Origin of the sequence: Cellulomonas sp. 73-92, from assembly GCF_001898175.1 — a bacterium.
Taxonomy (GTDB): Bacteria; Actinomycetota; Actinomycetes; order Actinomycetales; family Cellulomonadaceae; genus Cellulomonas.
Genome location: NZ_MKTH01000013.1, coordinates 612587 through 634979, shown reverse-complemented (window position 1 = coordinate 634979; position 22393 = coordinate 612587). Strand labels below are relative to the sequence as shown.

The window sequence follows — 22393 nt, the reverse complement described above, 5'->3', positions numbered from 1 at the left end:
GACTAGCGCTGACCCTGGAACAGCTTGTAGACGACGAGTCCCGCCACGAAGGCGATGGCCAGCGTCGTCACGCACAGCAGGGTGACGAAGAACACCTCGAGCCCGGACATGCCCCCATGCTAACGGCGGTGCGTAGCCTGGGCCGATGCGCTCGCTCGTCGTCAAGACCACGTGTGGCACCGATCGCCCCGAGGCGGCGAACCAAGCCTTCACGGTCGCGGCCGGCGCGGTGGCCTCCGGTGCCGACGTCTCGCTGTGGCTGACGGGTGAGGCGGCATGGTTCGCCCTCCCGGGCCGCGCGGCCGAGCTGGTGCTGGACCATGCGATGCCGCTGGCCTCCCTGCTGGAGACGGTCCTCGAGGGCGGCCAGGTCACGCTCTGCACGCAGTGCGCCGCGCGCCGCCACATCACCGCGGAGGACGTCATCCCCGGCATCCGCATCGCCGGCTCGGCGCTGTTCGTCGAGGAGGTCCTCACCGAGGGTGCCCAGGCGCTCGTCTACTGACGCGGCGCGGGGTCGAGAGGCCGCGCGGGCTGCGGGCGCGTCAGGCGTTGGCGCGGGCGGCGCGCAGCCGCACGCCGAGCAGGTACAGCTCGCAGCCCAGGCACAGACCGAACGCCGCGTTGAGGAACGAGGCGACGAGGACCAGGGCGGCGGCCACGGGGATCGCCGGCCCGACCCCCAGCAGCCCGAGCAGCACCCCGAGGCCGCTGATGACCAGCCCGACGAGCTGGGCGAAGCGCGGTGGGCGGGGGTCCTCGAGCTCGTCGGGCGGCGCGAGCCGCGGCCGGACGAACCGGCGGAACAGCCGGCTCTGCCACGTGCCGGTGACCCCGCGCACGACACCGAGGCCGAAGCTGGCCGCGAGCACGGCGAGCACGACGAGCGCGGCCGAGCCGGTGCCGAGAAGCAGCGCGACGACCGTCAGCACGGCCGTGAGGGCGGCGACGAACCGCGGCCCGCGCGGGTCGATGCCGGCCGAGCCGGACACGGCCGACGAGCCGGCGCGCGCGGCGGGCGGGGACCCGGCGGCCGAGCCGGTGCGCACGGGCGACTCAGCGGCCGGCGACGGCGCGATGGGCGCCACACCGGCGGCGGCATGCAGGGACGACGAGGACATGGCGGTCTCCCAGGAGGACGGCGAGGGACGGGCGCGCGTCAGGCGATGACGGGACAGCCGGCGTCGAGCGCGTCGAGCGCCTGGCGCCGGTCGGTCGCCCCGGACATCCGGCCGACGACGGCACCCCGGCCGTCGAGCAGCAGGATCGTCGGGGTGCGCATGACGTCGAACCGTCGCACCAGGTCCAGGTGGGTGGCGACATCGAGGTCGACGTGCGAGACATCGTTTCGTTCCGCCGCGATGGCGGCGAGCACCGCGTGCGTGCGGCGGCACGGCGTGCACACCTCGCTCGAGAGCTGGACGAAGGTCGCCCTCGACCCGAGCGCCGCGTCGATGTCCGAGGTGGTGAGGCGGGCGGTCGTGGTCTCGTCGTGCGCCGGATCGGCACCCGCGGCCGCAAGGACGGCGGGCGCCACCGGGCTGAACCGCCCGTTGCGGGCCCGCCACAGGGCGCCGAGCGCCGTCGCGAGGCCGAGGACGACGACGACCAGCGCGACGCGCGCCAGCGGGCTCATCCGGCGAGGACCCGTCCGACGATGTAGACGACCGCGCCGCTGACGGCCACCGGCAGCGCCGCCGCCGACAGCGACGGCAGCACGCGCTTGAGCTCGACGAGCGAGTCGAACAGGGCGTCGAGCGCGGCGACGAGCACCCCGACCGCGATGCCCAGCACCGCACCCGCGGTCAGGCTGATCGTCGGGAGCACCAGGCCGGCCAGCGTCCCGGCCGCGGTCGCCGCGAGCGCCGTGGACACCGCGCTCAGCCAGCGGGGCAGCTCGAACGCGGAGACCGCGGCGCCGAGCGCGAGGGCCAGCGCGCCGGTGACCACCACGGCCTCGCCCCCGGCGAGCGACTCCGTCGCCACCCAGCACGCGGTGCACAGCGCGAGCACGCCGCCGGCGACGGTGCCCGAGACGGACTCCACCATGCGGGTGCGCCCGTCACGACGCAGCAGCTCGTTGACGAACGCCACCATGAGCCCGCAGGCGAGCACCACCGCGAGCCCGGAGAGCCCGGTGCCGGTGTAGCGCACGGCGACGACGCCGCCGACGCCGACGAGGCCGACGACGGCCGCCGAGCCGGGGCGGAACGGAAGGCCGGCCAGCTCCGGCCAGCCGAGGGCGACGACGACCACGAGCGCGGCCGCCACAGCGAGCAGCGCGACTGGGTGGAAGTACCCGGCCAGGGCCGCCGCGGCAGCGAGCGCGGCCGTGACGACCGAGCGGGTAGCGAGCGTCACGGCGGCGATTCTCGCAGATCGGGCGACCGGCTCACCGCGGTGCGGACGGACGCTCACCGCGTGCTGGACGTGCGCGCGGTACCGTGTCCCCACTCGCGCACGCCTGGAGGTCCCGGTGGCAGACCTGCTGCTCCTCACCCCGGCGTCCGGAGGCTCAGCACAGGTGCTGCCCGCACTCGGCTTGCTGTCGCACCGGGTGCGGGTGCTCCCCGTCGAGCCGTCCGCCCTGGTGGACGCACCGGACGCGGACATCGTGGTGCTCGACGCGCGCCGCGACCTCGTCACCGCGCGCACCACGTGCCGGCTGCTGCGGGCCACCGGCCTGACCGTGCCGCTCGTCCTCGTGCTCACCGAGGGCGGCCTCACCGTCGTCACGGCCGAGTGGGGCGCGGACGACATCATCCTCGAGCACGCCACGCCGGCCGAGGTCGAGACCCGGTTCCGGCTGGTCATGGAGCGCGCCGCGGCGGCGACGTACGACGACGCCCCGCAGGAGATCAGCTCGGGCGAGCTGACGATCGACGCGGGCGGCTACTCCGCCCGCCTGCGCGGCCGGCCCCTCGACCTGACCTACAAGGAGTTCGAGCTCCTCAAGTACCTGGTGCAGCACCCGGGCCGCGTGTTCACGCGGGCGCAGCTGCTCCAGGAGGTGTGGGGCTACGACTACTACGGGGGCACCCGCACGGTCGACGTGCACGTGCGGCGCCTGCGCGCCAAGCTCGGCCCCGAGCACGAGCAGCTCATCGGCACGGTCCGCAACGTCGGCTACCGGTTCGACCCGCCGAAGGAGCAGCGCCGGCCGGCCGAGGACCGCTCCTCGGCGACCGTCCCGCTGACCGCCGACCTCTAGCCCCAGGCGAAGAGCACGTCCCCGCCGGGCCCGAGCACGCGCGCGGTCGGTGTCGTCGTGACGTCCAGCTCCACGGTGAGGGACGACGAGCCGTCCGACGTCTCGTAGACGTACCGCGTGTTGGTCGTCGTCACGGCCCTCGTCCGGGCGCCGACGAGCCACGGGTGCCGGCGCCGGAGCCCGACGAGGTCCTGGTGGGCACGGAACACGCGCTCCCCCTCGGCGCCAGGCTGCGCCGGGAACGGCGGACGGATCGCGTCGTCACCGCCGACCCGCTCCTCCTTGACCCCCGTCAGCCCCCACTCGTCGCCGTAGTACACGGACGGCACGCCGCCGACCGTCATGAGCACCACGAGACCCAGCACGGCCGCCTCGGTGCCGACCCGGCTGGCGATGCGCGTGACGTCGTGGTTCCCGACGAAGGTCTGCGGCAGGAACGTCGCGAGGAACTCGTCGTGCCGGCGCATCGACCAGTCGAGCTCCCAGAAGTTCCGGTCGGCGAGCGACGACCAGATCGCCTTCCACAGCTCGTACTGCGTGAGCGAGTCGAGCGTCGAGTCGCGGACGTAGCCGGCGTAGTCGCCGTGCAGCACCTCGCCGACGAACCAGGCGTCGGGATGGGCGGCGCGGACCCCGGCCAGCACGCCCGCCCAGAACGCCGGCGGCACGCGGTACGCCGCGTCCAGCCGCCAGCCGTCGACCCCGCGGTCCAGCCAGTGCGTCATCACGTCGCCGACGAACCGCGCCACCTGCGGCGACCCGTGGTTCAGCTCGACGAGGCCGGCGTGCCCCTCGAAGACCTCCGGCCAAGGGCCACCCGGCGCGGACCAGTCGATGCGGAACCAGCCGGCGAACGGCCCGTCGGGACCCTCCGCCAGGGCCCGCGCCACCAGGGGGTGGCCGGCGCCGAGGTGGTTGAAGACGCCGTCGAGGACCACGCGCAGGCCCCGCGCGCGGCACGCCGCCACCAGCCGGTCGAAGGCCTCGTCGTCCCCGAGCCGAGGGTCGATCGCCAGGTGGTCGAGCGTGTCGTAACCGTGCGAGGCCGAGGCGAACACCGGTCCCAGGAGGAGCCCGTTCGCGCCGAGCGCCACCGCGTGGTCGAGCCACCCGAGCAGCCGGTCGAGCCGGGGCGCGGGCGGCGGCGCGACGTCGGGCTCGCGGATGGGCGCCCCGGTGAACCCGAGCGGGTACACGTGCCACCACACCGCGTGCTCCACCCAGGTCACGCTCGCGACCGTAGCCGCCGAGCGCCCCGTTCGTCACCGAGACCGGGCCTTCCGAACGTCGAACGGGACGGTCTCGGTGACGAAGGGGGCGCTCGCGAAAAGGGGTGGGTCCCCCGGCGGGCGGGGTAGGTTCGGCACCGATGACCGCCGTCGACTCCGCCGAGCTCGCCGTCGAGGGCCCCTGGCAGCACCGCTTCGTCGCGGCCAACGGCGCGCGCTTCCACGTCGCCGTCTCGGGGCCCGACGACCGCGACGCACCCCTCGTCGTGCTGCTCCACGACCTGCTGCAGTACTGGTGGGCCTGGCGGCACCAGCTGACCGCCCTCGCCGAGGCGGGCTACCGCGTGGCGGCGATGGACCTGCGCGGCACCGGCGGCTCGGACAAGCCGCCGCACGGCTACGACACCCCGACCATGGCGACGGACGTCGCCCGCGTCATCCGCTCCCTCGGCGCCGACCGGTGCGTGCTCGTCGGCTCGGGCACGGGCGCCCAGGTGGCGTGGGCCACCGCGGCGATGCACGACGACGTGGTCCGCGCCGTCGGCGCGCTCGCCGCCGCCCACCCGCTGGACTCGGTCTTCGCCCCGATCCACCCCGGCGCCGCCCGGCGCATCGCGCTGGCGCTGGTGCCGTCCGTGCCCGAGCGACGGCTGGCGGACGCGCTCGTCGTGCGCCGCCTGCTCACCGCCGGCGCCGGCGCGCGCGGCTGGCCGGACCGCGAGACGTCCGAGCGCTACGCCCGCGCGCTGCGCGTGCCGTTCGCCGCCCACAGCCAGCTCGAGCAGCTGCGCTGGCTGGTCCGCTCGCGCCCGCGGCCCGACGGCCGGCGCTACCTCGGCGCGTTCGAGCACGCCCGTCCCGTCCCGACGCTGCAGGTGCACGGCGACCGTGACGGCGTCCGCTCGCCCACGGCGGCGGCGATGCACGGGCGCACCCGCCGCCTGGCCGACCCGTACCGCTGGGAGCTGCTCGCCGGCGTGGGGCACTACCCGGCCGAGGAGGCGCCCGAGCTGCTCAACGCGCTGCTGCTGGACTGGCTGGCGGAGACCCTCACGGCTTGACGAGCTTCGCCGCCTTGACCGGGTCGTTCTCGCCGATGCCCGCGGAGGGGCACAGCGCGAACACCGGGCACGCCCCGCACGCCGGCTTCCGGGCGAAGCACGTGCGCCGCCCGTGGAAGATCAGGTGGTGGCTGGCCATCACCCAGTCGGCCCTCGGCAGCAGCGCCGTGACGTCCTTCTCCACCTGCACCGGGTCGTCGCTCGTGGTGTAGCCGAGGCGGTTGGACAGCCGCAGCACGTGCGTGTCGACCGGCAGGCCCGGGATGCCGAACCCGTTGCCGAGCACCACGTTGGCGGTCTTGCGCCCGACGCCCGGCAGCGTCACCAGGTCCTTCATCCGGCGCGGCACCTCGCCGCCGAAGCGCGCCACCAGCTCGGCGGACAGCCCCTGCACCGCCCGGGTCTTGGCGCGGAAGAACCCCAGGGGCTGGAGGATCGCCTCGAGCTCGTCGGGCGACGCCGCCACCATCGCCGCCGCGTCGGGGAAGCGGGCGAACAGCCCCGGGGTGGTCAGGTTGACCCGCACGTCGGTGGTCTGGGCGGACAGCACCGTCGCGACCAGCAGCTCGAACGGGTTGCGGAAGTCCAGCTCGATGCGAGCGTCGGGGTAGCGCTCCGCGAGCGCCCGGTCGATGCGGCGGGCCCGCCGCGTGCGCGCGAGCTGGGTCTCGGCGGCGAAGGCGGTGGCGAAGCCCGCCGGGGGGCGTCCTGGCACGCGGGCAGCGTACGCGCGGCCGCCGACACCCCTGCTCCCGACGAGTGATTGTCGGAGCGCCGTCTCAAGGTGGTGCCACCTCGCGTCGATCCTGGCTCAGTGCCCGCGTCCTGGCGGGCCGGGAGCCCCGGGGGGGTCCATGCCCGCACCGACCGAGCAGGAGATCCGCAGCCTTCGCCTGGACCATCGCGCGCTCCGGGCGGAGAAGTCGCGGGTCGCCTGGTGGCGACGCCTGGTGCGGGCACGCCTCGACCTCCTCGTCGCCCGGACGGTCGGCCCGCAGGCGCTCGGCGAGGAGATCGCCTTCGCGCTGCCGATCGAGGTAGGGCTCGAGGTGCCACGACCCTCCGAGCTGTCCCAGGTGCTGGGCCAGCGGGACCCGTCCGACGTCTCGCAGCTCGAGGCGCTGCGCGCCCTCGACAAGCGGCTCGCCCGGTATCAGGCCGGCGTGGAGGAGGCGTTCGTGCGGGCGACGGACGCGCTCATCGACCGCCTCGCGACCGACCCCGAGGCCCTCTTCGGATCCGTCGCGGAACACGACGAAAGCCTCTGACCAGCGGCGTGGCGAGTACGGCAGACTGGGGAGCCGACAGCTCGCGGCAGGAGGTCCGATGGTCGAGCCGGTGGTCGACTCCCCGTTGTTCGCGGGGCTTGACCCGCAGGAGGCGCGGTCCGTCCTGGACTCGCTCCTCCGGGTGCACGTGCCGCGCGGAGACGTCCTGTTCCACGAGGGCGAGCCGGGCGACACCCTCTACGTCATCCAGTCCGGCAAGGTGAAGCTGGGCCGGCGCTCCAACGACGGCCGCGAGAACCTGCTGGCCATCCTCGGCCCGGGCGAGCTCATCGGTGAGCTGTCCCTGTTCGACCCGGGGATGCGCACGGCGACCGCGACGGCGATCACCGACGCGTTGGTGCTGCAGATGGGGCACGACGAGCTGGCCCGGTGGCTCGCCACGACACCCTCCGTCGCCGAGCACCTGCTGCGGACGCTGGCGCGCCGGCTGCGGCGCACCAACGAGGCGCTGGCCGACCTCGTCTTCACCGACGTCCCCGGGCGCGTCGCCAAGGCGCTGCTCGACCTGTCGCACCGGTTCGGCCAACCCGTCGCCGACGGCCTGCGGGTGGCGCACGGCCTCACCCAGGAGGAGCTGGCGCAGCTCGTCGGCGCGTCCCGCGAGACGGTGAACAAGGCCCTGGCCGACTTCGCCACCCGCGGCTGGATCCGCCGCGAGGGCCGCGCCGTGACGCTGCTCGACCTGGATCGGCTGGAGCGCCGCGCGCACTGAGGCGCGGACGACGAGCCCGCGTCAGCGGGTCTCGACGACGATCTCCACCTCGACGGGCGAGCCGAGCGGCAGGGCCGCGACGCCCACCGCGGAGCGCGCGTGCCGGCCGGCGGCGCCGAACAGGTCCCCGAGTAGCTCGCTGGCGCCGTTGACGACCCCGGGCTGACCCGTGAACGCCGGGTCGCTGGCGACGAAGCCGACGACCTTGACCACGCGGGCGACGTGCTCGAGCGCCGCGGCAGGCTCCTCGCCGGTCTCCTCGGCCAGCAGCGCCGCCACGGCGGCGACCGCGTTGAGCGCCGCGATGCCGGCCAGGTGCCTGGCGCTCTCGGGCGTCACGCCACCGCCGACGAGGCCGGTGAGCGGCAGGGCGCCGTCGACGAACGGCAGCTGTCCCGACGTGTGCACGAGCGCGCCCGACCGGGCGGCCGGCACGTACGCGCCGACCGGCGCGGCCACGGCGGGCAGGACCAGCCCGAGCTCGGTGAGGCGGTCGGCGACCGACATCACGCCTCCTTGGCCCGCTTGAGGTACGCCACGAGGCCGCCGTCGGGCCCCGGGATGACCGTCACGAGCTCCCAGCCGTCATCGCCCCACTGGTCGAGGATCGCCTTCGTGGCGTGGATCAGGAGGGGGATCGTCGCGTACTCCCAGCGTGTGGCCATGGCCCACACCCTAGGGTGACGCGTCAGCAGACGCCCAGCGAGGTGTCGGCGCCCGCCACCAGCTCGGCGCGCCACGAGTGGACGTCCGGCCGGCGACGCCGCAGCGCGCGCCGTTCCCGCTCGGTCATCCCGCCCCACACGCCGAAGTCCGCCCGCGAGTCGAGCGCGTCGGCGAGGCACTCCAGGCGCACCGGGCAGGTGGCGCACACGCTGCGCGCCTCCCGCTGCGCCGATCCCTCGACGAACAGGGCGTCCGGAGCCACCCTGCCCGTCCCGCACGCCGCGCTCGCCGTCCAGTGACCGTCCCGCATCGCCCCCACGCTCACCGAACGCCCTCCCCCCTGCTCGTTCGGGCATCCGCCCCCATCGGCGGACGCTAGCGGCTCGACCGTCGTGTGACGAGAGCCTGAAAGGGGGTCATATCAGCAGCCCGGTGCCCTCGTCAGCCCCCCGGGCGGGCGATTGGAAGCGTTCTCACGACGGATCCCGCACGCGGACTGCTCGGGACCGTGGCGACAGGGCCGAACGTCCTGGCGCAGGCCCGTTCCGCACGGGATGAACGGACGTGCACCGTGTGCAGGTCCGGTGGAGGTCCCCACCGGCCGGCTGACCCACCCCGCCGCCCATGGCATCGCCAACTACGCTCGCACCCATGTCGTCTCGTCCGCGCTCGACTGGCCGGTCCGGCCGCGCCGCCCGCGCCACCGGTCGCGCGGCCCAGGGCATCGCGCTCCTCGTCTCGTTCGTCCTCATCGCGGGCATCGGCGGCATCCTCGCCGCGGGCCTAGCGCTGCCCGCCGTGGCCCTGGCCAACGGCGCGACGAACCTGACGACCCAGACGTTCAACGACCTGCCCACGGACCTCAACTTCACCGAGCTGCCGCAGAAGTCGGTGATCCTGGCGGCGGACGGCACGCCGCTGGCGACGTTCTACGACCAGAACCGCGTCATCGTCCCGCTCTCGCAGATCGCGCCGATCATGCAGAAGGCCGTCATCTCGATCGAGGACAAGCGGTTCTACGAGCACTCGGGCATCGACCCGCAGGGCATGATGCGGGCACTGGCGAAGAACCTGGTCGGCGGCCAGACGCAGGGCGCCTCGACGCTGACGCAGCAGTACATCAAGAACGTGGAGATCCAGGCCGCCGAGAACATCGCCGACCCGGTGGCCCGGCAGGCCGCGATCGTGGCCGTGACCGTCGACACCGGCACCGACGGCTACGCGCGCAAGCTGCGCGAGGCGAAGCTCGCGATCTCGCTCGAGCAGCGGATGAGCAAGGACCAGATCCTCGAGGCCTACCTCAACATCGCGCAGTTCGGCGCCAGCTCGATCTACGGCGTCGAGGCCGCGGCCGAGTACTACTTCGGCGGCACGAAGGCCAGCGACCTCACCTACCTGCAGGCCGCGACGATCGCCGGCATCACGCAGAGCCCGTCGAAGTGGGACCCGACTCTCCACCCGGACCTGTCGCAGATCCGCCGCAACACCGTGCTCGGCACCATGCACGACCAGGGCTACATCACCGACGCCCAGTACCAGGCCGGCATCGCGACGCCGATCGCCAGCACGCTGAACCCCAAGCCGGTCCAGCAGGGCTGCATGAAGGCCGGCGCGAACGTGCCCGGCTCGGGCTACTTCTGCGACTACGTCACCAAGGTCATCCTCAACGACCCCGCGTTCGGCAAGGACGAGGCGACCCGCCGGCAGCTGCTCTACAAGGGCGGCCTGACGATCACGACGACTCTCGACCCCGCCGAGCAGGCGCTCGCGCTCAAGTCCGTCAACGACAAGGTGCCGCCGACCGACCCGTCCGGGGTGGGGGCCGCCATCTCGGTCGTCGAACCCGGCACCGGCAAGATCACCGCCATGGCGCAGAACCGCGACTACTCCGCGGTCCAGAACCCGGGCCCCGGGCAGACGTCGGTGAACTGGAACACCGGGGGCAACTACGGCGGGTCGAGCGGCTTCGCGCCGGGATCCTCGTTCAAGCCGTTCACGCTCGTCGAGTGGCTCAAGACCGGCCACAACCTGATGCAGACGTTCGACGGCACGCTGCGGCCGCTGCCGCTCTCGTCGTTCACCGCCTGCGGGGCGCCGTACGCCAAGACCGGCGTCTACAAGTTCGGGAACTCCGAGGGCAACGGCGGCATCATGGACGCCCTCGACGCCACCCGGAACTCGGTGAACTCGGCCTACCTGGTCATGGCGCAGCAGGTAGACCTGTGCAACGTCATGCAGGACGCGGCGGACCTCGGCGTGACGCAGCCCTCCGGCAAGGACGCAGGTCAGAACATCGCCCCGCGCCCCGCCAACGTCATCGGGTCGGACAACGTGACCCCGCTCGCGATGGCCGGCGCGTTCGCGGCCTTCGCCGCCAACGGCACGTTCTGCCGGCCGATCGCCATCACCCGCGTGGTCGGCCCGGACGGCAAGGACATGCCGGTCCCGTCGGCGAACTGCCAGGAGAAGCTCGAGCCCCGCATCGCCTCGGCGGTGAACTACACGCTGAAGAACGTCTGGCGGGGCACCGCGGCCGCGCTCGGCCAGCCGAAGTACCCGGCCGGCGGCAAGACCGGCACGACGACCCAGAGCGAGTACCTCTGGTTCGTCGGCTACACGCCGATCCGGGCCGCCGCGGTCTGGGTGGGCAACCCGGACGCCATGACGCCGCTCCACGGCATGACCATCGGGGGGAAGTCGTACAAGACTCGATACTCCGGCCCCTACGGCGCCGACATCCCCGGGCCCATCTGGCGTGAGTTCATGGACCAGTTCATGGCCGGCAAGAACGTCCCCGACTTCTCCGCGCCCGGCACCAAGGAGGTGTACGGCGACATCATCTCCGTCCCCTCCGTCGTCGGGCTGCCGCAGGACCAGGCGACGTCCGTGCTGCAGGGGGCCGGGTTCCAGGTGAAGATCTCCGCGACCCTGGCCACCGACCCCTCGCCCGCCGGCACCGTCGTGAGCCAGTCGCCCACCGGGACGGCGCCGCGGGGTTCCACGGTCACGCTGACGCTGTCGGACGGGCAGGGGCAGCAGCCGCCACCGACGGACCAGCCGACGCAGCCGCAAGGGCCCGGCCAGGGCAACAACCAGGGGAATCCCCACAACCCGGGCGGAGGCTGATGCCCGACCATTCGTCGTCGGCGGCGCGGGTCGTCAGGACGCTCGCGATCGCCGGTGCCGGCGCCCTCGCCTGGGGCGCGCTCGTCGAGGTCCGCTGGTACGTGCTGCGGCAGGTCGTGGTGCCGGTGCTGCCGCCCGGCCAGAAGCCGCTGCGGGTGCTCCACATCAGCGACCTGCACCTGACGCCGGCGCAGCGGCGCAAGGTCGACTGGGTCCGCGACCTGGCGACGTGGCGCCCGCACCTCGTGGTGAACACGGGCGACAACTGGGCGCACCTCGACGCGATGCCCACGCTGCTGGAGGCACTCGAGCCGCTGCTGGCCGCCCCGGGTGCGTTCGTGCTGGGCTCGAACGACTTCGTCGGGCCCCAGCCCAAGAACCCCGCCCGCTACCTGCTGCCGGACGCCCGGACCACCGCGGTCGACCCGGTGAAGCTGCCGTGGCGCGAGCTCGTCGCTCGCTTCACCGCGGCCGGCTGGCTCGACCTGGACAACCACCGCGGCACCCTCGACCTCGACGGGCGGCGGGTGTCCCTCGTCGGGACCGGGGACGCGCACCTCGACATGGACGAGATGCCGCCCGCGGGCGGGCCCGACGACGCCCGAACGGCCGGTGGGGTCGACCTGCACATCGGCGTGACGCACGCGCCGTACCGGCGGGTGCTGGACGCGTTCCACGCCGACGGCGTGGACCTCGCGATCGCCGGGCACACGCACGGCGGGCAGATCGGTGTGCCGTTCCTCGGGGCGCTCACGACGAACAGCGACCTCGACGCCGCGCGCGCGAAGGGCCTGCACGGCTGGCCGGCCGCCCGCCCGGACCGCTCGGGCGGCGCCGACTCGATGTGGCTGCACGTGTCCGCCGGCCTGGGGACGTCGCCGTACGCGCCGGTCCGCTTCGCCACGCGCCCGGAGGCGACGCTCCTGACGCTCACCTCGACTTCATTTTCCTGAACTCTCGGTCGTGATCCACGCCCGGAAGTTCAGGGAACCGTGGCGTTTTCGTCGCCGGGCCGCGATCCGTTAGGCTGAGCGGGCTTCAACGGGGTGTGGCGCAGCTTGGTAGCGCGCTTCGTTCGGGACGAAGAGGTCGTGGGTTCGAATCCCGCCACCCCGACGTGAAGTGAAGGCCCCTGACCTGCGGCGACGTCGGTCGGGGGCCTTCCTCGTCCCGCCGGACGAGGCGACGACCAGGGCGCGGCTCTTCGGACGGGCCCCGTACACGGACCGAGTGTGTCAAGCTCCCCGCCATGGCGACGACGGGGGGCCGCAGACGCGCGGGCACGCGGCCCGGGCGTGGGCGTGACCGCTCGTCGCCGGCGGGCCGCGCCGCCGATGCCGACGAGGTCGTCTACGAGGACAGCACCCGCCTCGGGTTCATCCCCCTCGGGGCCGTCGTGGCGGCGCCGATCATCCTCCTGCTGGTGACTGTGGGCGTGTCCTGGTGGCTGGCTGCCGCGACGGTCGTTCCGGCGACGCTCGTCGCGGCGCACCTAAGCATGCCCCGGCGATCGCTCCGCGTCGGCCCGGACCTCCTCGCGCTTCGTGAAGGGCGCAGGCCAGAAGTCCGCCTTGCCCTCTCCGAGATCGAGGAGGTGGAGCGGGTGTGGGTTCTGCGCGCCGGGTACCACCTCGAGTTCCGCGCCGCAGGGGCGATCATCGAGATCCGCGGTCTCGGCACGTTCAGCGAGCCGTTTCTCCACGAAGTCGGCGCCAGGCTCTTGCGCACCGCGTCGCCGCAGCTCCGATGGGGTCCGGTGGAACGCCGCCTGCTCGGGATCGCCGAGTAGGCGACCGCGACCGGGGCCGGCCGGCGCAGGCGGCGGTCCTCGGTCGTGCTGCGGCGTCAGGTGGCTGCGCCGTGCTCCTCGGCGAGCACGCGCTCGATGCGGCGGTCCGGGACGAGCCACATCACCGCGACCGCCACGAAGAAGGCCAGCGCGACCCAGACCGCGACGTCGAGAGGGCTCCGGCTGAGGGCCGCGGAGGCGATGCCGGCGATGTAGAGGGCCGGCGACAGCTTGCCCTTGAGGTCGCGGCCGACCGCCCGTGCGAGCGGCGAGCCGGCCGGCTGGCGGCGCAGGATCGCGCGCTCCAGCACGAAGTAGGCGATCGCGGCGCCGAGCAGGTCGACGCCGAACACCATCACCGGCACGCGGGAGAAGTCGCTCCGGTCCATCCAGGCGGTGCTGAACGGGAACAGCGAGAGCCAGAAGAGCAGGTGGAGGTTGGCCCACAGCACCACGCCGTCGACGCGCTCCGTCAGCTGGAACATGTGGTGGTGGTTGTTCCAGTAGATGCCGACGTAGACGAAGCTCAGCAGGTACGTCAGCAGCGAGCTCGCCGCGGTGTCCCACAGCGCCCGCAGGTCGCTGCCCGCCGGCACGTTCAGCTGCAGCACCATGATCGTGATGATGATGGCGAGCACGCCGTCGCTGAACGCCTCGATCCGGCTGGTCGGCACGCCTCAGCGTAAGGTGCCGACCTGCGCCGCCGTCGTCCTGGCGGCACCCAGAATGGCCGGGTGCTCCCCCGCTTCCTGCGCCGCCCCGTCGCTTGGCTCTCGCGGACCCGGCTGTTCCGCGCCGTCGGCCCCCGCGTCATGCCCTCGCTGGAGCGGGCCACGCGGCTGCTGACGGGCGGAGGGACCCCGCTCTCGGGGGCGCTTGTGCCGTCGCTGGTGCTCCACACCATCGGCGCACGGACCGGCGAGCCGCGGCGCACGGAGCTCATGTACTGCCCCGACGGCGCGGACATGCTCGTGGTCGGCAGCAACTTCGCGCGCGACCGGCACCCCGCCTGGACGGCGAACCTCCTGGCCCACCCGCACGCAGCCGTGGACGTCCAGGGGCGGCGTGTCGAGGTGACCGCCGCGCGCGTCGGGCCCGACGAGCGGGAGGCGACCTGGGTGCTGCTCGAGCGCAACTGGCCCGGCTACCGGGGCTACGAGCGTGCCGCGGGTCGCCCGCTGCGGATCTTCCGGCTCACGCCGAGCTGACGACGTCGCCCACCTCCGGACCCGCACCACGATGTCTCGCCGCTCGCCACCGTGAGCCAGCCGGCGGCCGTCGAGGTTGCGGCCCGCGCCTCGACGTCCCGGCGGATGTATTCGGTGACGGGTCGATCGTCTCCTTCCCTGTGCCGTGACCTGCGGCGGGGGCCCGGACCGCGCAGACGGGCCGGTCCGGGCCCCCAACCTTGCGGGCACGACTGGCAGAACCCCCGCAGGTCGCCGACGACCGGCGGGGAACCACGGCCGCAGCTTGACCGCGAGCCGCGGGCGCCCCCTAGGCTCGAGGCGTGGCGGGGACCCCGACGAGGTGGCCGCGAGCCCTGGTGGCGACCGTCGTGGCGCTGCTGGCGCTGGGGGCATGCACCGGGCCGGCCGAGCCCCCGCCCACGTCGACGAGCACCGAGCCCGTCGCCTCGGAGCCTCGGCCGTCGGCGTCGCCGACGGTCTCGCTGCGTACCGTCGCGCCGAAGGACCTGCTCATCGGCTCGTCCGTCGTCGGCGGCGGGCACCTGTCCGGGACCGACCACCCGCAGCCGCTCGAGTCCGATGCGGCGTACCGCCAGCTGCTGGCGACGCAGTTCGCCACGCTGACACCCGAGAACGCGCTGAAGTGGGCCTCGGTCGAGCCCGCGCGCGACACGTACGACTTCGCCGCGGGCGACGCCGCCGTCGCGTTCGCCGAGCAGCACGGCGAGCAGGTGCGCGGGCACAACCTCATGTGGCACCAGTCGAACCCCGCCTGGCTCACCGAAGGCGGCTTCACCCCCGACCAGCTGCGTCAGATCCTGCACGACCACATCAGCACCGTCGTCGGCCACTACCGGGGCAGGATCGCGGCCTGGGACGTCGCCAACGAGATCTTCGACGACTACGGGCGGCTGCAGGCCGGCGACCCGTTCACCGACGCGCTCGGCGTCGGCATCGTCGCGGACGCGTTCCGCTGGGCTCACGAGGCCGACCCCGCCGCCGTGCTGTACCTCAACGACTACAACGTCGAGTCGAGCGCCGCGAAGCGGCAGGCCTACCTCGACCTCGCGCGACAGCTGCTCGCCCAGGGCGTGCCGCTCGGCGGCATGGGCATCCAGGGGCACCTCTCGCTGCAGTACCCGCCCTTCCCACCGGACTTCCGCAGCACGCTGCAGGCCTTCGCCGACCTGGGCCTCGACGTCGCGATCACCGAGCTCGACGTCCGGATGGCGCTGACCGGCGGCGAGGCGACCGGCGACCAGCTGGCCACGCAGGCGGACTGGTACCGGCAGGCGGTCGCCGGGTGCCTGGCCGTCGCGAGGTGCGTCTCCGTCACCATGTGGGGGCTGCCCGACACCTACTCCTGGGTGCCCGCGACCTTCACCGGCCAGGGCGCCGCCACGCCGTTCATCGACGATTCGACGGCCAAGCCGGCGTTCGACGCCCTGGTCGCGGCCCTGCAGGCCGGTCGCACGTAGGCCCGCACCGTCGTCACGCAGGGCCAACGCCCGAGCACGCCAGGGATTCGGGCCCGGCGCGCCCGGACGTTGCGTGATGGACGGGGCGCTGCGCCTCAGGCCGGGGCGACCGGCATCGTGGCGACGCAGAGCACGTTCCCGTCCGGGTCCTCGAACCACGCCGACCGCACGTCGCCGTCGGTCAGCACGCCGTCGGACCACGAGCCCGTCGGCGCATCGAACGTCATGAACTTCACGCCGTTGGCGCGCAGTCCCTCGATCTCGCCGGCAAACCCCTCGTCGCTGACCGTGAACGCCATCGCGGTCGCGTGGTTGGTGCCGGCGTTGGGGGTCGCGAAGACGAGGAAGGGCGTGGACCCGGCCTGGAACATCGTCCCCTGAAGCTCGTCCCCCTCCCGGACGACCGGGAACCCGAGCCCCTCGTAGAACGCGCGCGCACGAGCCATGTCCGCGGTGGGGAGCGTGGCCATGGCGGGGAAATTGGCGAGCATGATGCCTCCCGCGCCGACGGCCCGACCGTCGGGCGGTCGGCATGATGACGCTACGTCACCACCCGGGCCAAATCCAGACGAACCGGGACATTCTTCGCGAGGGGTGCTGGCCGGCGACGCGCGCGGTTCAGGCCGGCGTGAGCCTCCGCGCCGCGAGCAGCTCGGCGATCTGGATCGCGTTGAGGGCCGCGCCCTTGCGCAGGTTGTCGTTGGACACGAACAGCGCGAGGCCCCGGCCGTCCGGCGCACCCTCGTCGGCCCGGATCCGCCCGACGAGCGACGGGTCGATGCCGGCCGCCGCCAGGGGCGTCGGCACGTCGCCCTCCGCCAGCTGGACGCCCGGGGCCGTCCGCAGCAGCTCGTAGGCGCGCTCCGGCGAGATCGGCCGCTCGAACTCCGCGTTGATCGACAGCGAGTGGCCGGTGAACACGGGGACCCGCACGCAGGTGCCGCTCACCAGGAGGTCCGGGATCCGCAGGATCTTGCGGCTCTCGTGGCGGAGCTTCTGCTCCTCCTCGGTCTCGCGCAGCCCGTCGTCGACCAGCGCGCCGGCGAAGGGGATGACGTCGAACGCGATGGTCCGGGGGAACTTCAGCGGCTCGGGGAACTCCACCGCGCGCCCGTCGTGCGTCAGGGCGGTGGTGTCCTGCGTCACGGCGGCGCGGACCTGCAGGTCGAGCTCCTGGACGCCGGCGAGCCCGGCACCCGACACCGCCTGGTAGGTCGAGATGACGAGGCGGCGCAGCCCGGCCTCGTCGTGCAGCGGCTTGAGCACCGGCATCGCGGCCATCGTGGTGCAGTTCGGGTTCGCGACGATCCCCAGCGGGATCTCGTCGAGCGCGTCCGGGTTGACCTCGCTGACGACGAGCGGGACGCGCGGGTCCTTGCGCCAGGCCGACGAGTTGTCGACGACGACCGCGCCCGCCGCCGCGAACCTCGGCGCGTGCTGCTTGGACGTGCCGCCGCCGGCCGAGAACAGGGCGATGTCGATGCCCGACAGGTCGGCGGTGGCGACGTCCTCGACCACCACGTCGGTGTCGCCCCACGGCAGCGTCCGGCCCGCGGAGCGCGCCGAGGCGAAGTAGCGGATCGAGGCGACCGGGAAGTCCCGCTCGTCGAGCAGCCGGCGCATGACGCCGCCGACCTGCCCGGTCGCGCCGACCACAGCAACGGACAACCCGCTGCTCGGGGCCCCCGCGGAAGCGCGAGCGGAGCGAGCGATTTCGTGGGGTGTGCTCATCGTCCTGTCCCTCCGTACACCACGGCCTCGCCCGACTCGACGTCCAGCTCGAACGCCGTGTGCACCGCGCGCACCGCGTCGTCGAGCGAGTCGGCCCGGGTGACCACGGAGATGCGGATCTCCGAGGTCGAGATCATCTCGATGTTGATGCCGGCGGCCGACAGCGCGCCGAACAGGCGGGCCGAGACCCCGGGGTGCGACTTCATGCCCGCGCCGATGAGCGAGAGCTTGCCGATCGAGTCGTCGTACTGCAGGGACTCGAACCCGATCTCGGGCTGCACGCCGCGCAGGGCGGCGGTCGCCATCGCGCCGTCGCTCGCCGGGAGCGTGAACGAGATGTCCGTCAGGCCGGTCCGGGCGACGCTGACGTTCTGCACGATCATGTCGATGTTGGCGCCGGCCGTGGCCACCACCTGGAAGATCTGCGCCGCCTTGCCCGGCACGTCGGGCACGCCGACGACCGTCACCTTGGCCTGCGACCGGTCGTGCGCGACGCCGGAGATGATCGGCTGCTCCATGGCTTCCTCCTCGATGACCAGCGTCCCGGGATGCGTCGAGAACGACGAGCGCACGTGGACCGGGACCTTGTAGCGGCGCGCGTACTCGACGCTGCGCAGCGCGAGCACCTTGGCGCCCGAGGCGGCGAGCTCGAGCATCTCCTCGTACGTGACGCGGTCCAGCTTGCGGGCGGTCGGCACGATCCGGGGGTCGGCGGTGAAGACGCCGTCGACGTCGGTGTAGATCTCGCAGACGTCGGCGCCCAGGCCGGCCGCGAGCGCGACGGCGGTGGTGTCCGAGCCGCCACGGCCCAGCGTGGTGACGTCGTTGGTGTCGCTCGTCACGCCCTGGAAGCCGGCGACGATCGCCACCTGGCCCTTCTCGATCGTCTCCCGGATGCGGTGCGGGACGACGTCGACGATGTGCGCCCGGCCGTGCACGGCGTCGGTGATGACGCCGGCCTGCTGGCCCGTGAAGCTCTTCGCCTTGACGCCCAGGTTGTTGATCGCCATGGCGAGCAGCGCCATCGAGATGCGCTCGCCCGCGGTGAGGAGGATGTCGAGCTCGCGCTGCGGCGGCAGGGGCGTCACCTGCGCCGCGAGGTCGAGGAGCTCGTCGGTGGTGTCCCCCATCGCGGAGACCACCACCACCAGGTCGTTGCCGGCCCGCTTGGCCTCGGCGATGCGCTTGGCGACGCGCTTGACGGCCTGGGCGTCGCTGACGGAGGACCCGCCGTACTTCTGCACGATGAGTGACACGTGCGTGCTCTTCCTCCTCGCCGGCCACCGTGTCTCTCAACGGCCCGCCGGGAATGGTTGGGTGCGCGTCGATGGTAGGCGGCGGCCCCGACGAGCAGGTACGAGATTCCGCCACGTGGACGACCTCGCAGGCCGCGGATATCAGACCTTGGGCCGACGCGGCGATCCTGGGAGCCCCCTTAGCGTGGCCGTCATGCCGAGTGCCGCGCCGCCGCCAGCCTTGTCGCCGCCGCAGGGGGGCATCGTCACGCGAGGGGTGGCGCGCGCGTTCGGCTCCGTCCAGGCGCTCGCCGGCGTTGACCTGGACGTTCGTCCAGGTGCCGTCACGGCGCTGGTCGGGCCCAACGGCTCGGGGAAGACCACGCTGCTGCTGGTCCTCGCCGGGCTGCTAGCCCCGGACGCGGGGTCCGTGTCGGTCGCCGGCGTGGACCCCGCATCGGACGGGCTCGCGGCGAGAGCCGTCACGGGCTGGATGCCGGACGCGTTCGGCACCTGGGACTCCCTCACGGCGCGCGAGGTGCTCGCTACCTTCGCCGAGGCCTACCTGCTGCCCCCGGCCGTGATCCCGGGGCGCGTCTCGTCCCTCCTCGACACCGTGCACCTCGCCGAGTACGCGGACCGCCCGGCCTCCGTGCTCTCGCGGGGGCAGAAGCAGCGGCTCGGGCTCGCGCGGGCCCTGGTGCACGACCCGCGCGTGCTGCTCCTCGACGAGCCGGCGGCCGGGCTGGACCCGCGCTCGCGCGTCGACCTGCGGCTGCTCGTGCGGCGGCTGGCCGACGAGGGGCGCACGGTGCTCATCTCGTCGCACGTGCTGTCCGAGCTCGACGAGATGGTCGACGACGCGGTGTTCCTGTCCCGCGGGCGCACGGTCCCCGGGGCGGGGCTGGCCGCGGCGACCGAGGGCCGGCGCACGTGGCACGTCCGGTCGCTGCGGGTCGGCGCGCTCCAGGCGTGGCTCACGTCGGTGGGGGCCGCGTGGCGGTCCGACGACGAGTCGCCCGCGCCCGCGTCGGGCACGCCGTCCTCGCCGTACGCGCGGCCCGTCCCGGCGACACCGCCGGCCCCGGCGGACGACGAGCCGGGCGGCGTGCTGCTCGACGTGGACGGTGACGAGGGCGCGGCGCGGCTGGTGCGCGACGCCGTGGCGGCCGGCGTGCCGCTCGTGTCGCTGGCGCCGGCGGGTGGCGCGCTGGAGCAGGCCTACCTGGCGCTGGAGGAGGAGCGACGATGACCGTCGAGCTCGAGGACTCGCCGCGCCCGGCGATGGTGGGCCGCCACGGACCGTGGCACGTCACGTGGCACGGGGTCCGCACCGTCGCGCGGCTGGAGCTGCGGCAGCGGGTGCGGTCGACGCGCTGGATCGTCGCCCTCGTCGTGTGGTTCGTCGTCGTCGGCGCGATCACGCTGCTGGCGACCGGCGCGATGGGTGCGCTCGGGGGCGGCACGCCCAACCCGTCGCGCGGGCCCGTCCTCTTCGCCGTCGTCTCGTTCCTGGTCCTGGGGCTCGGGCTGCTGGTGACGCCCACGCTCACCTCGACGTCGGTCAACGGCGACCGCAACAGCGGCACCCTGGCGACGCTGCAGGTGACGCTCCTGTCGCCGGCCGAGATCGTGCTCGGGAAGGTGGTCGCGGCGTGGGTCGCCTCGTGCGCGTTCCTCGTGGCCAGCGTGCCGTTCTTCCTGCTCGCGCTCGGGCTCGGCGGCACGCCCGTGCGCGCGGCGGGCGCGGTGCTCGTGCTCATCGCCGTGCTGCTCGCGGCGCTGTGCGGCATCGGCGTCGGGCTGTCCTCGCTCACCGCGCGGACGGCCGGGTCCACGGTGCTCACCTTCGTCGTCGTCGCCGGCCTGGCGGTGTTCACCCCGATCCTCTTCGGGCTGACGTACCCCTCGATCGACTCGCAGCAGACGGTCCAGGTGTGGGGCATGCCGGCCACCGGCTGGAACGGCACCGACAACCCGCCGCCGTGCGAGTGGCGCACCGAGACGCGGACCGTCTACCACACCGAGCGCACGTGGTGGCTGCTGGCGCTCAACCCGTTCGTGGTGGTCGCGGACGGCTCGACGGTGCCCGCGGCCGACGAGCCCTACGCCTCCACGTCGCCCTTCGCGGCGCTGCGGCAGGCGGTGCGCGAGGCGCGCCAGGGCGGGGCGCGGCCGGTCAACGAGTGCTGGTCGTCGCCCGTGGCGCTCCTGACGACGGGTGATGCCGCGCCGGCGCCGTCGACGGCGCCGATCTGGCCGTGGGGCCTCGGCTTCACGGTGCTGCTCGGCGCGGCCGGCGTGGCGACCGCGGTGCGGCGGCTCTCGATACCGCAGCACAAGCTCGCGAGAGGCACGCGCGTCGCCTGACGGGTCGTCCCGGCCGGCGCACGCCGGCCGGGGTCACGGCCGTGCGGCCCGCGTCGGGCTCACGTGCGGTCGGCCGCGCCCGGCCGGATCCCGTGCAGCAGGTCGAGCGCGGCGAGCACCTCCTCGGTGCGACCCGCGCCGGCCAGCTCGCGGATGCGCACCGAGGGCCGGTGGAGCAGCACGCTCGCGAAGTGGCGCAGCGCCGCCTCGGCCTCGTCGCCCGCGCCGCGCGAGCGCGCCCGCGCGATCTCGTTGTCGAGGGTCTCGAAGACCAGGCGGCGCAGCGCGGCGATCGCCGGCGCCACGGTCGCGTCCACCGCGAACTCGGCCGCGGCGGAGCCGACGAGCGCGCGGGCCTCGTCGTGCGCCTCGGTGTGGGCGAGCGGCGCGTGCACCCGCAGGGTGTCGAGGTCGAGGACGTCCACGCCGTCCATCCGCCGGACCGCCGGGTCGACGTTCCGCGGCATCCCCAGGTCGATGACGAGCAGCGGCCGGCCCGGCGGCACCGCCGACGGCAGCAGCACGACGCCGGTGCTGGCCGTCACGACGAGGTCGGCCACCGCCATGGCCGCGGGCAGGTCCGTCTCGAGGGTGAGCCCCCGCTTGGCGGCGAAGGCCGCGCCGTTGCCGGACGGGGAGAAGACGCGCACGTCCCCGGCGCCGCGGGCGTGCAGCGCGGCGACCGTGGTGCCCGCGTAGCGGCCCGTGCCCACCACCAGGATCGTCGCCCGGGACCAGTCGCCGACGCGCCCGGAGGCCAGGTCCAGCGCGAGCCGGACGAGCGAGCGTCCCGTGCCACCGATCGTCGTGCGGTTCTTGACGCCGCGGCTCGTGGACACCGCCCGCTGGAACAGCCGCTCGAGGTCCCCGGTGGTCGTGCCCTGCTCGCGGGCCGCCTCCAGGGCCCGCCCGACCTGACCCGCGATCTCCTCCTCGCCGACGACGACCGACTCCAGGCCGCTCGACACCGCGAACAGGTGGACCGCGACCGCGGCGCCCCGGTGCACCGACAGGGACGCCCGCAGCTCGTCGGCCGCCACGCCGCTGGCATCCGCCAGCGCGTCGACCAACGGCTCGGCCGCGACCACGTCGGTCCGGTCCGTCAGGTCGAGGTACGCCTCGAACCGGTTGCACGTCGCCAGCACCACGGCGCCGCTGCCGTCCGGGACGGCCTTGAGGAGCGCCTGCGTGGCCGCCGGGACGTCGACCGAGAGCCGCTCGAGCAGTCCGAAGCTCGCGTTGCGATGGTTCGCAGAGAGGCACAGGAGCACGGCACCAGTGTCCGCTCGATCCCTGGGTGCTCGCG

The 22393-nt window shown here is 73.9% G+C and carries 25 protein-coding genes and 1 tRNA gene; 13 read left to right on the top strand and 13 right to left on the bottom strand.

Annotation, left to right across the window (positions count from 1 at the left end):
- Positions 1–145 precede the first annotated feature (145 nt).
- Positions 146–505 (top strand): DsrE family protein, encoded by a 360-nt coding sequence (locus BGO37_RS09605; RefSeq protein ID WP_291754318.1) that lies wholly within the window; start codon positions 146–148, stop codon positions 503–505.
- 40 nt (positions 506–545) lie between these two features.
- Here BGO37_RS09605 and BGO37_RS09600 read toward each other — a convergent pair whose 3' ends face one another.
- Genes BGO37_RS09600 through BGO37_RS09590 form a run of 3 tightly spaced genes read right to left on the bottom strand, consistent with a single transcriptional unit; the run spans position 546 to position 2361 of the window.
- Positions 546–1121, bottom strand: a complete 576-nt coding sequence (locus BGO37_RS09600) for a DUF4395 domain-containing protein (protein WP_367188099.1) — start codon at positions 1119–1121, stop codon at positions 546–548.
- 38 nt (positions 1122–1159) lie between these two features.
- Complete coding sequence (locus BGO37_RS09595) at positions 1160–1636, bottom strand: thioredoxin family protein (RefSeq protein ID WP_291754316.1); 477 nt, start codon at positions 1634–1636, stop codon at positions 1160–1162.
- A complete protein-coding gene (locus tag BGO37_RS09590; protein WP_291754315.1) occupies positions 1633–2361 on the bottom strand; it encodes a hypothetical protein in 729 nt (242 codons plus the stop codon). The genes BGO37_RS09595 and BGO37_RS09590 overlap by 4 nt, the downstream gene beginning before the upstream one ends.
- 115 nt (positions 2362–2476) lie before the next feature.
- Between BGO37_RS09590 and BGO37_RS09585 the strand changes: the two genes are divergently transcribed.
- On the top strand, positions 2477–3211 hold the full coding sequence (locus BGO37_RS09585) for a response regulator transcription factor (RefSeq protein ID WP_291754314.1): 735 nt from the start codon (positions 2477–2479) through the stop codon (positions 3209–3211).
- Here the strand turns inward: BGO37_RS09585 and BGO37_RS09580 are convergent.
- Positions 3208–4440: an alpha-amylase family protein gene (locus tag BGO37_RS09580; RefSeq protein ID WP_291754313.1), complete on the bottom strand. Its 1233-nt coding sequence runs from the start codon at positions 4438–4440 to the stop codon at positions 3208–3210. The genes BGO37_RS09585 and BGO37_RS09580 overlap by 4 nt on opposite strands.
- A 140-nt stretch (positions 4441–4580) precedes the next feature.
- On the opposite strand from BGO37_RS09580, the gene BGO37_RS09575 reads away from it, so the two are divergent.
- Complete coding sequence (locus tag BGO37_RS09575; protein WP_291754311.1) at positions 4581–5501, top strand: alpha/beta fold hydrolase; 921 nt, start codon at positions 4581–4583, stop codon at positions 5499–5501.
- Here BGO37_RS09575 and nth read toward each other — a convergent pair.
- The gene (nth, locus tag BGO37_RS09570) at positions 5491–6216 is read right to left on the bottom strand and encodes an endonuclease III (RefSeq protein ID WP_291754309.1); all 726 of its coding nucleotides are present in this window, start codon (positions 6214–6216) and stop codon (positions 5491–5493) included. The genes BGO37_RS09575 and nth overlap by 11 nt on opposite strands.
- Before the next feature lie 139 nt (positions 6217–6355).
- On the opposite strand from nth, the gene BGO37_RS09565 reads away from it, so the two are divergent.
- Together BGO37_RS09565 and BGO37_RS09560 are read left to right on the top strand one after the other, a co-directional pair.
- Positions 6356–6769 carry a hypothetical protein gene (locus tag BGO37_RS09565; protein WP_291754307.1) on the top strand — a complete coding sequence of 138 codons (414 nt, stop codon included), beginning with the start codon at positions 6356–6358 and terminating at the stop codon, positions 6767–6769.
- Positions 6770–6827: 58 nt separating this feature from the next.
- Positions 6828–7502, top strand: coding sequence for a Crp/Fnr family transcriptional regulator (locus BGO37_RS09560; RefSeq protein WP_291754305.1), 675 nt, complete (start codon positions 6828–6830; stop codon positions 7500–7502).
- A 21-nt stretch (positions 7503–7523) separates the two neighbouring features.
- On the opposite strand, the gene BGO37_RS09555 is transcribed toward BGO37_RS09560, so the two are convergent.
- The 3 genes from BGO37_RS09555 to BGO37_RS09545 are packed head-to-tail and all read right to left on the bottom strand — an operon-like array spanning position 7524 to position 8487.
- Positions 7524–8009 carry a RidA family protein gene (locus tag BGO37_RS09555; RefSeq protein WP_291754304.1) on the bottom strand — a complete coding sequence of 162 codons (486 nt, stop codon included), beginning with the start codon at positions 8007–8009 and terminating at the stop codon, positions 7524–7526.
- Positions 8009–8167: a hypothetical protein gene (locus tag BGO37_RS09550; protein WP_291754303.1), complete on the bottom strand. Its 159-nt coding sequence runs from the start codon at positions 8165–8167 to the stop codon at positions 8009–8011. The genes BGO37_RS09555 and BGO37_RS09550 overlap by 1 nt, the downstream gene beginning before the upstream one ends.
- 23 nt (positions 8168–8190) lie before the next feature.
- On the bottom strand, positions 8191–8487 hold the full coding sequence (locus tag BGO37_RS09545) for a WhiB family transcriptional regulator (protein ID WP_367188101.1): 297 nt from the start codon (positions 8485–8487) through the stop codon (positions 8191–8193).
- A gap of 332 nt (positions 8488–8819) precedes the next feature.
- Here BGO37_RS09545 and BGO37_RS09540 point away from each other — a divergent pair, with 332 nt between their 5' ends.
- The 4 genes from BGO37_RS09540 (at position 8820) to BGO37_RS09525 (ending at position 13083) form a co-directional block, all read left to right on the top strand.
- Entirely contained in the window at positions 8820–11294 is a 2475-nt protein-coding gene (locus BGO37_RS09540) for a transglycosylase domain-containing protein (RefSeq protein WP_291754300.1), read from the top strand.
- The gene (locus BGO37_RS09535) at positions 11294–12247 is read left to right on the top strand and encodes a metallophosphoesterase (protein ID WP_291754298.1); all 954 of its coding nucleotides are present in this window, start codon (positions 11294–11296) and stop codon (positions 12245–12247) included. Before BGO37_RS09540 ends, BGO37_RS09535 begins: the two co-directional genes overlap by 1 nt.
- 89 nt (positions 12248–12336) lie before the next feature.
- Positions 12337–12410, top strand: a tRNA-Pro gene (locus tag BGO37_RS09530).
- A 280-nt stretch (positions 12411–12690) separates the two neighbouring features.
- Positions 12691–13083 carry a hypothetical protein gene (locus BGO37_RS09525; RefSeq protein ID WP_291754296.1) on the top strand — a complete coding sequence of 131 codons (393 nt, stop codon included), beginning with the start codon at positions 12691–12693 and terminating at the stop codon, positions 13081–13083.
- 56 nt (positions 13084–13139) lie between these two features.
- Here BGO37_RS09525 and BGO37_RS09520 read toward each other — a convergent pair whose 3' ends face one another.
- On the bottom strand, positions 13140–13757 hold the full coding sequence (locus BGO37_RS09520) for a TMEM175 family protein (RefSeq protein ID WP_291754295.1): 618 nt from the start codon (positions 13755–13757) through the stop codon (positions 13140–13142).
- 60 nt (positions 13758–13817) lie between these two features.
- Between BGO37_RS09520 and BGO37_RS09515 the strand changes: the two genes are divergently transcribed.
- Both BGO37_RS09515 and BGO37_RS09510 read left to right on the top strand, forming a co-directional pair.
- Positions 13818–14291, top strand: a complete 474-nt coding sequence (locus tag BGO37_RS09515; protein WP_291754294.1) for a nitroreductase family deazaflavin-dependent oxidoreductase — start codon at positions 13818–13820, stop codon at positions 14289–14291.
- A gap of 302 nt (positions 14292–14593) precedes the next feature.
- On the top strand, positions 14594–15751 hold the full coding sequence (locus BGO37_RS09510; protein WP_291754293.1) for an endo-1,4-beta-xylanase: 1158 nt from the start codon (positions 14594–14596) through the stop codon (positions 15749–15751).
- A 95-nt stretch (positions 15752–15846) separates the two neighbouring features.
- Here the strand turns inward: BGO37_RS09510 and BGO37_RS09505 are convergent, their stop codons facing one another.
- The 3 genes from BGO37_RS09505 to BGO37_RS09495 form a co-directional block, all read right to left on the bottom strand.
- Complete coding sequence (locus BGO37_RS09505) at positions 15847–16242, bottom strand: VOC family protein (protein WP_291754291.1); 396 nt, start codon at positions 16240–16242, stop codon at positions 15847–15849.
- Between the two features lie 127 nt (positions 16243–16369).
- Entirely contained in the window at positions 16370–17482 is a 1113-nt protein-coding gene (locus BGO37_RS09500) for an aspartate-semialdehyde dehydrogenase (protein WP_291754290.1), read from the bottom strand.
- Positions 17479–18738 (bottom strand): aspartate kinase, encoded by a 1260-nt coding sequence (locus BGO37_RS09495; protein WP_291754288.1) that lies wholly within the window; start codon positions 18736–18738, stop codon positions 17479–17481. Before BGO37_RS09495 ends, BGO37_RS09500 begins: the two co-directional genes overlap by 4 nt.
- A 193-nt stretch (positions 18739–18931) precedes the next feature.
- Here BGO37_RS09495 and BGO37_RS09490 point away from each other — a divergent pair, with 193 nt between their 5' ends.
- On the top strand, positions 18932–19969 hold the full coding sequence (locus BGO37_RS09490) for an ABC transporter ATP-binding protein (protein ID WP_291754287.1): 1038 nt from the start codon (positions 18932–18934) through the stop codon (positions 19967–19969).
- Complete coding sequence (locus BGO37_RS09485; RefSeq protein ID WP_291754286.1) at positions 19966–21087, top strand: ABC transporter permease subunit; 1122 nt, start codon at positions 19966–19968, stop codon at positions 21085–21087. Before BGO37_RS09490 ends, BGO37_RS09485 begins: the two co-directional genes overlap by 4 nt.
- Before the next feature lie 59 nt (positions 21088–21146).
- On the opposite strand, the gene BGO37_RS09480 is transcribed toward BGO37_RS09485, so the two are convergent.
- On the bottom strand, positions 21147–22358 hold the full coding sequence (locus BGO37_RS09480; RefSeq protein WP_291754285.1) for a glutamyl-tRNA reductase: 1212 nt from the start codon (positions 22356–22358) through the stop codon (positions 21147–21149).
- Positions 22359–22393 lie beyond the last annotated feature (35 nt).

Bases quoted from the DNA above. Each gene is read 5' to 3' on its own strand.
- BGO37_RS09490 (WP_291754287.1), top strand. From the start codon at position 18,932: ATGCCGAGTGCCGCGCCGCCGCCAGCCTTGTCGCCGCCGCAGGGGGGC.
- BGO37_RS09605 (WP_291754318.1), top strand. From the start codon at position 146: ATGCGCTCGCTCGTCGTCAAGACCACGTGTGGCACCGATCGCCCCGAG.
- BGO37_RS09550 (WP_291754303.1), bottom strand. From the start codon at position 8,167: ATGGCCACACGCTGGGAGTACGCGACGATCCCCCTCCTGATCCACGCC.
- BGO37_RS09575 (WP_291754311.1), top strand. From the start codon at position 4,581: ATGACCGCCGTCGACTCCGCCGAGCTCGCCGTCGAGGGCCCCTGGCAG.
- BGO37_RS09565 (WP_291754307.1), top strand. From the start codon at position 6,356: ATGCCCGCACCGACCGAGCAGGAGATCCGCAGCCTTCGCCTGGACCAT.
- BGO37_RS09595 (WP_291754316.1), bottom strand. From the start codon at position 1,636: ATGAGCCCGCTGGCGCGCGTCGCGCTGGTCGTCGTCGTCCTCGGCCTC.
- BGO37_RS09540 (WP_291754300.1), top strand. From the start codon at position 8,820: ATGTCGTCTCGTCCGCGCTCGACTGGCCGGTCCGGCCGCGCCGCCCGC.
- BGO37_RS09560 (WP_291754305.1), top strand. From the start codon at position 6,828: ATGGTCGAGCCGGTGGTCGACTCCCCGTTGTTCGCGGGGCTTGACCCG.
- BGO37_RS09485 (WP_291754286.1), top strand. From the start codon at position 19,966: ATGACCGTCGAGCTCGAGGACTCGCCGCGCCCGGCGATGGTGGGCCGC.
- BGO37_RS09535 (WP_291754298.1), top strand. From the start codon at position 11,294: ATGCCCGACCATTCGTCGTCGGCGGCGCGGGTCGTCAGGACGCTCGCG.
- BGO37_RS09600 (WP_367188099.1), bottom strand. From the start codon at position 1,121: ATGTCCTCGTCGTCCCTGCATGCCGCCGCCGGTGTGGCGCCCATCGCG.
- BGO37_RS09555 (WP_291754304.1), bottom strand. From the start codon at position 8,009: ATGTCGGTCGCCGACCGCCTCACCGAGCTCGGGCTGGTCCTGCCCGCC.
- BGO37_RS09500 (WP_291754290.1), bottom strand. From the start codon at position 17,482: ATGAGCACACCCCACGAAATCGCTCGCTCCGCTCGCGCTTCCGCGGGG.
- BGO37_RS09505 (WP_291754291.1), bottom strand. From the start codon at position 16,242: ATGCTCGCCAATTTCCCCGCCATGGCCACGCTCCCCACCGCGGACATG.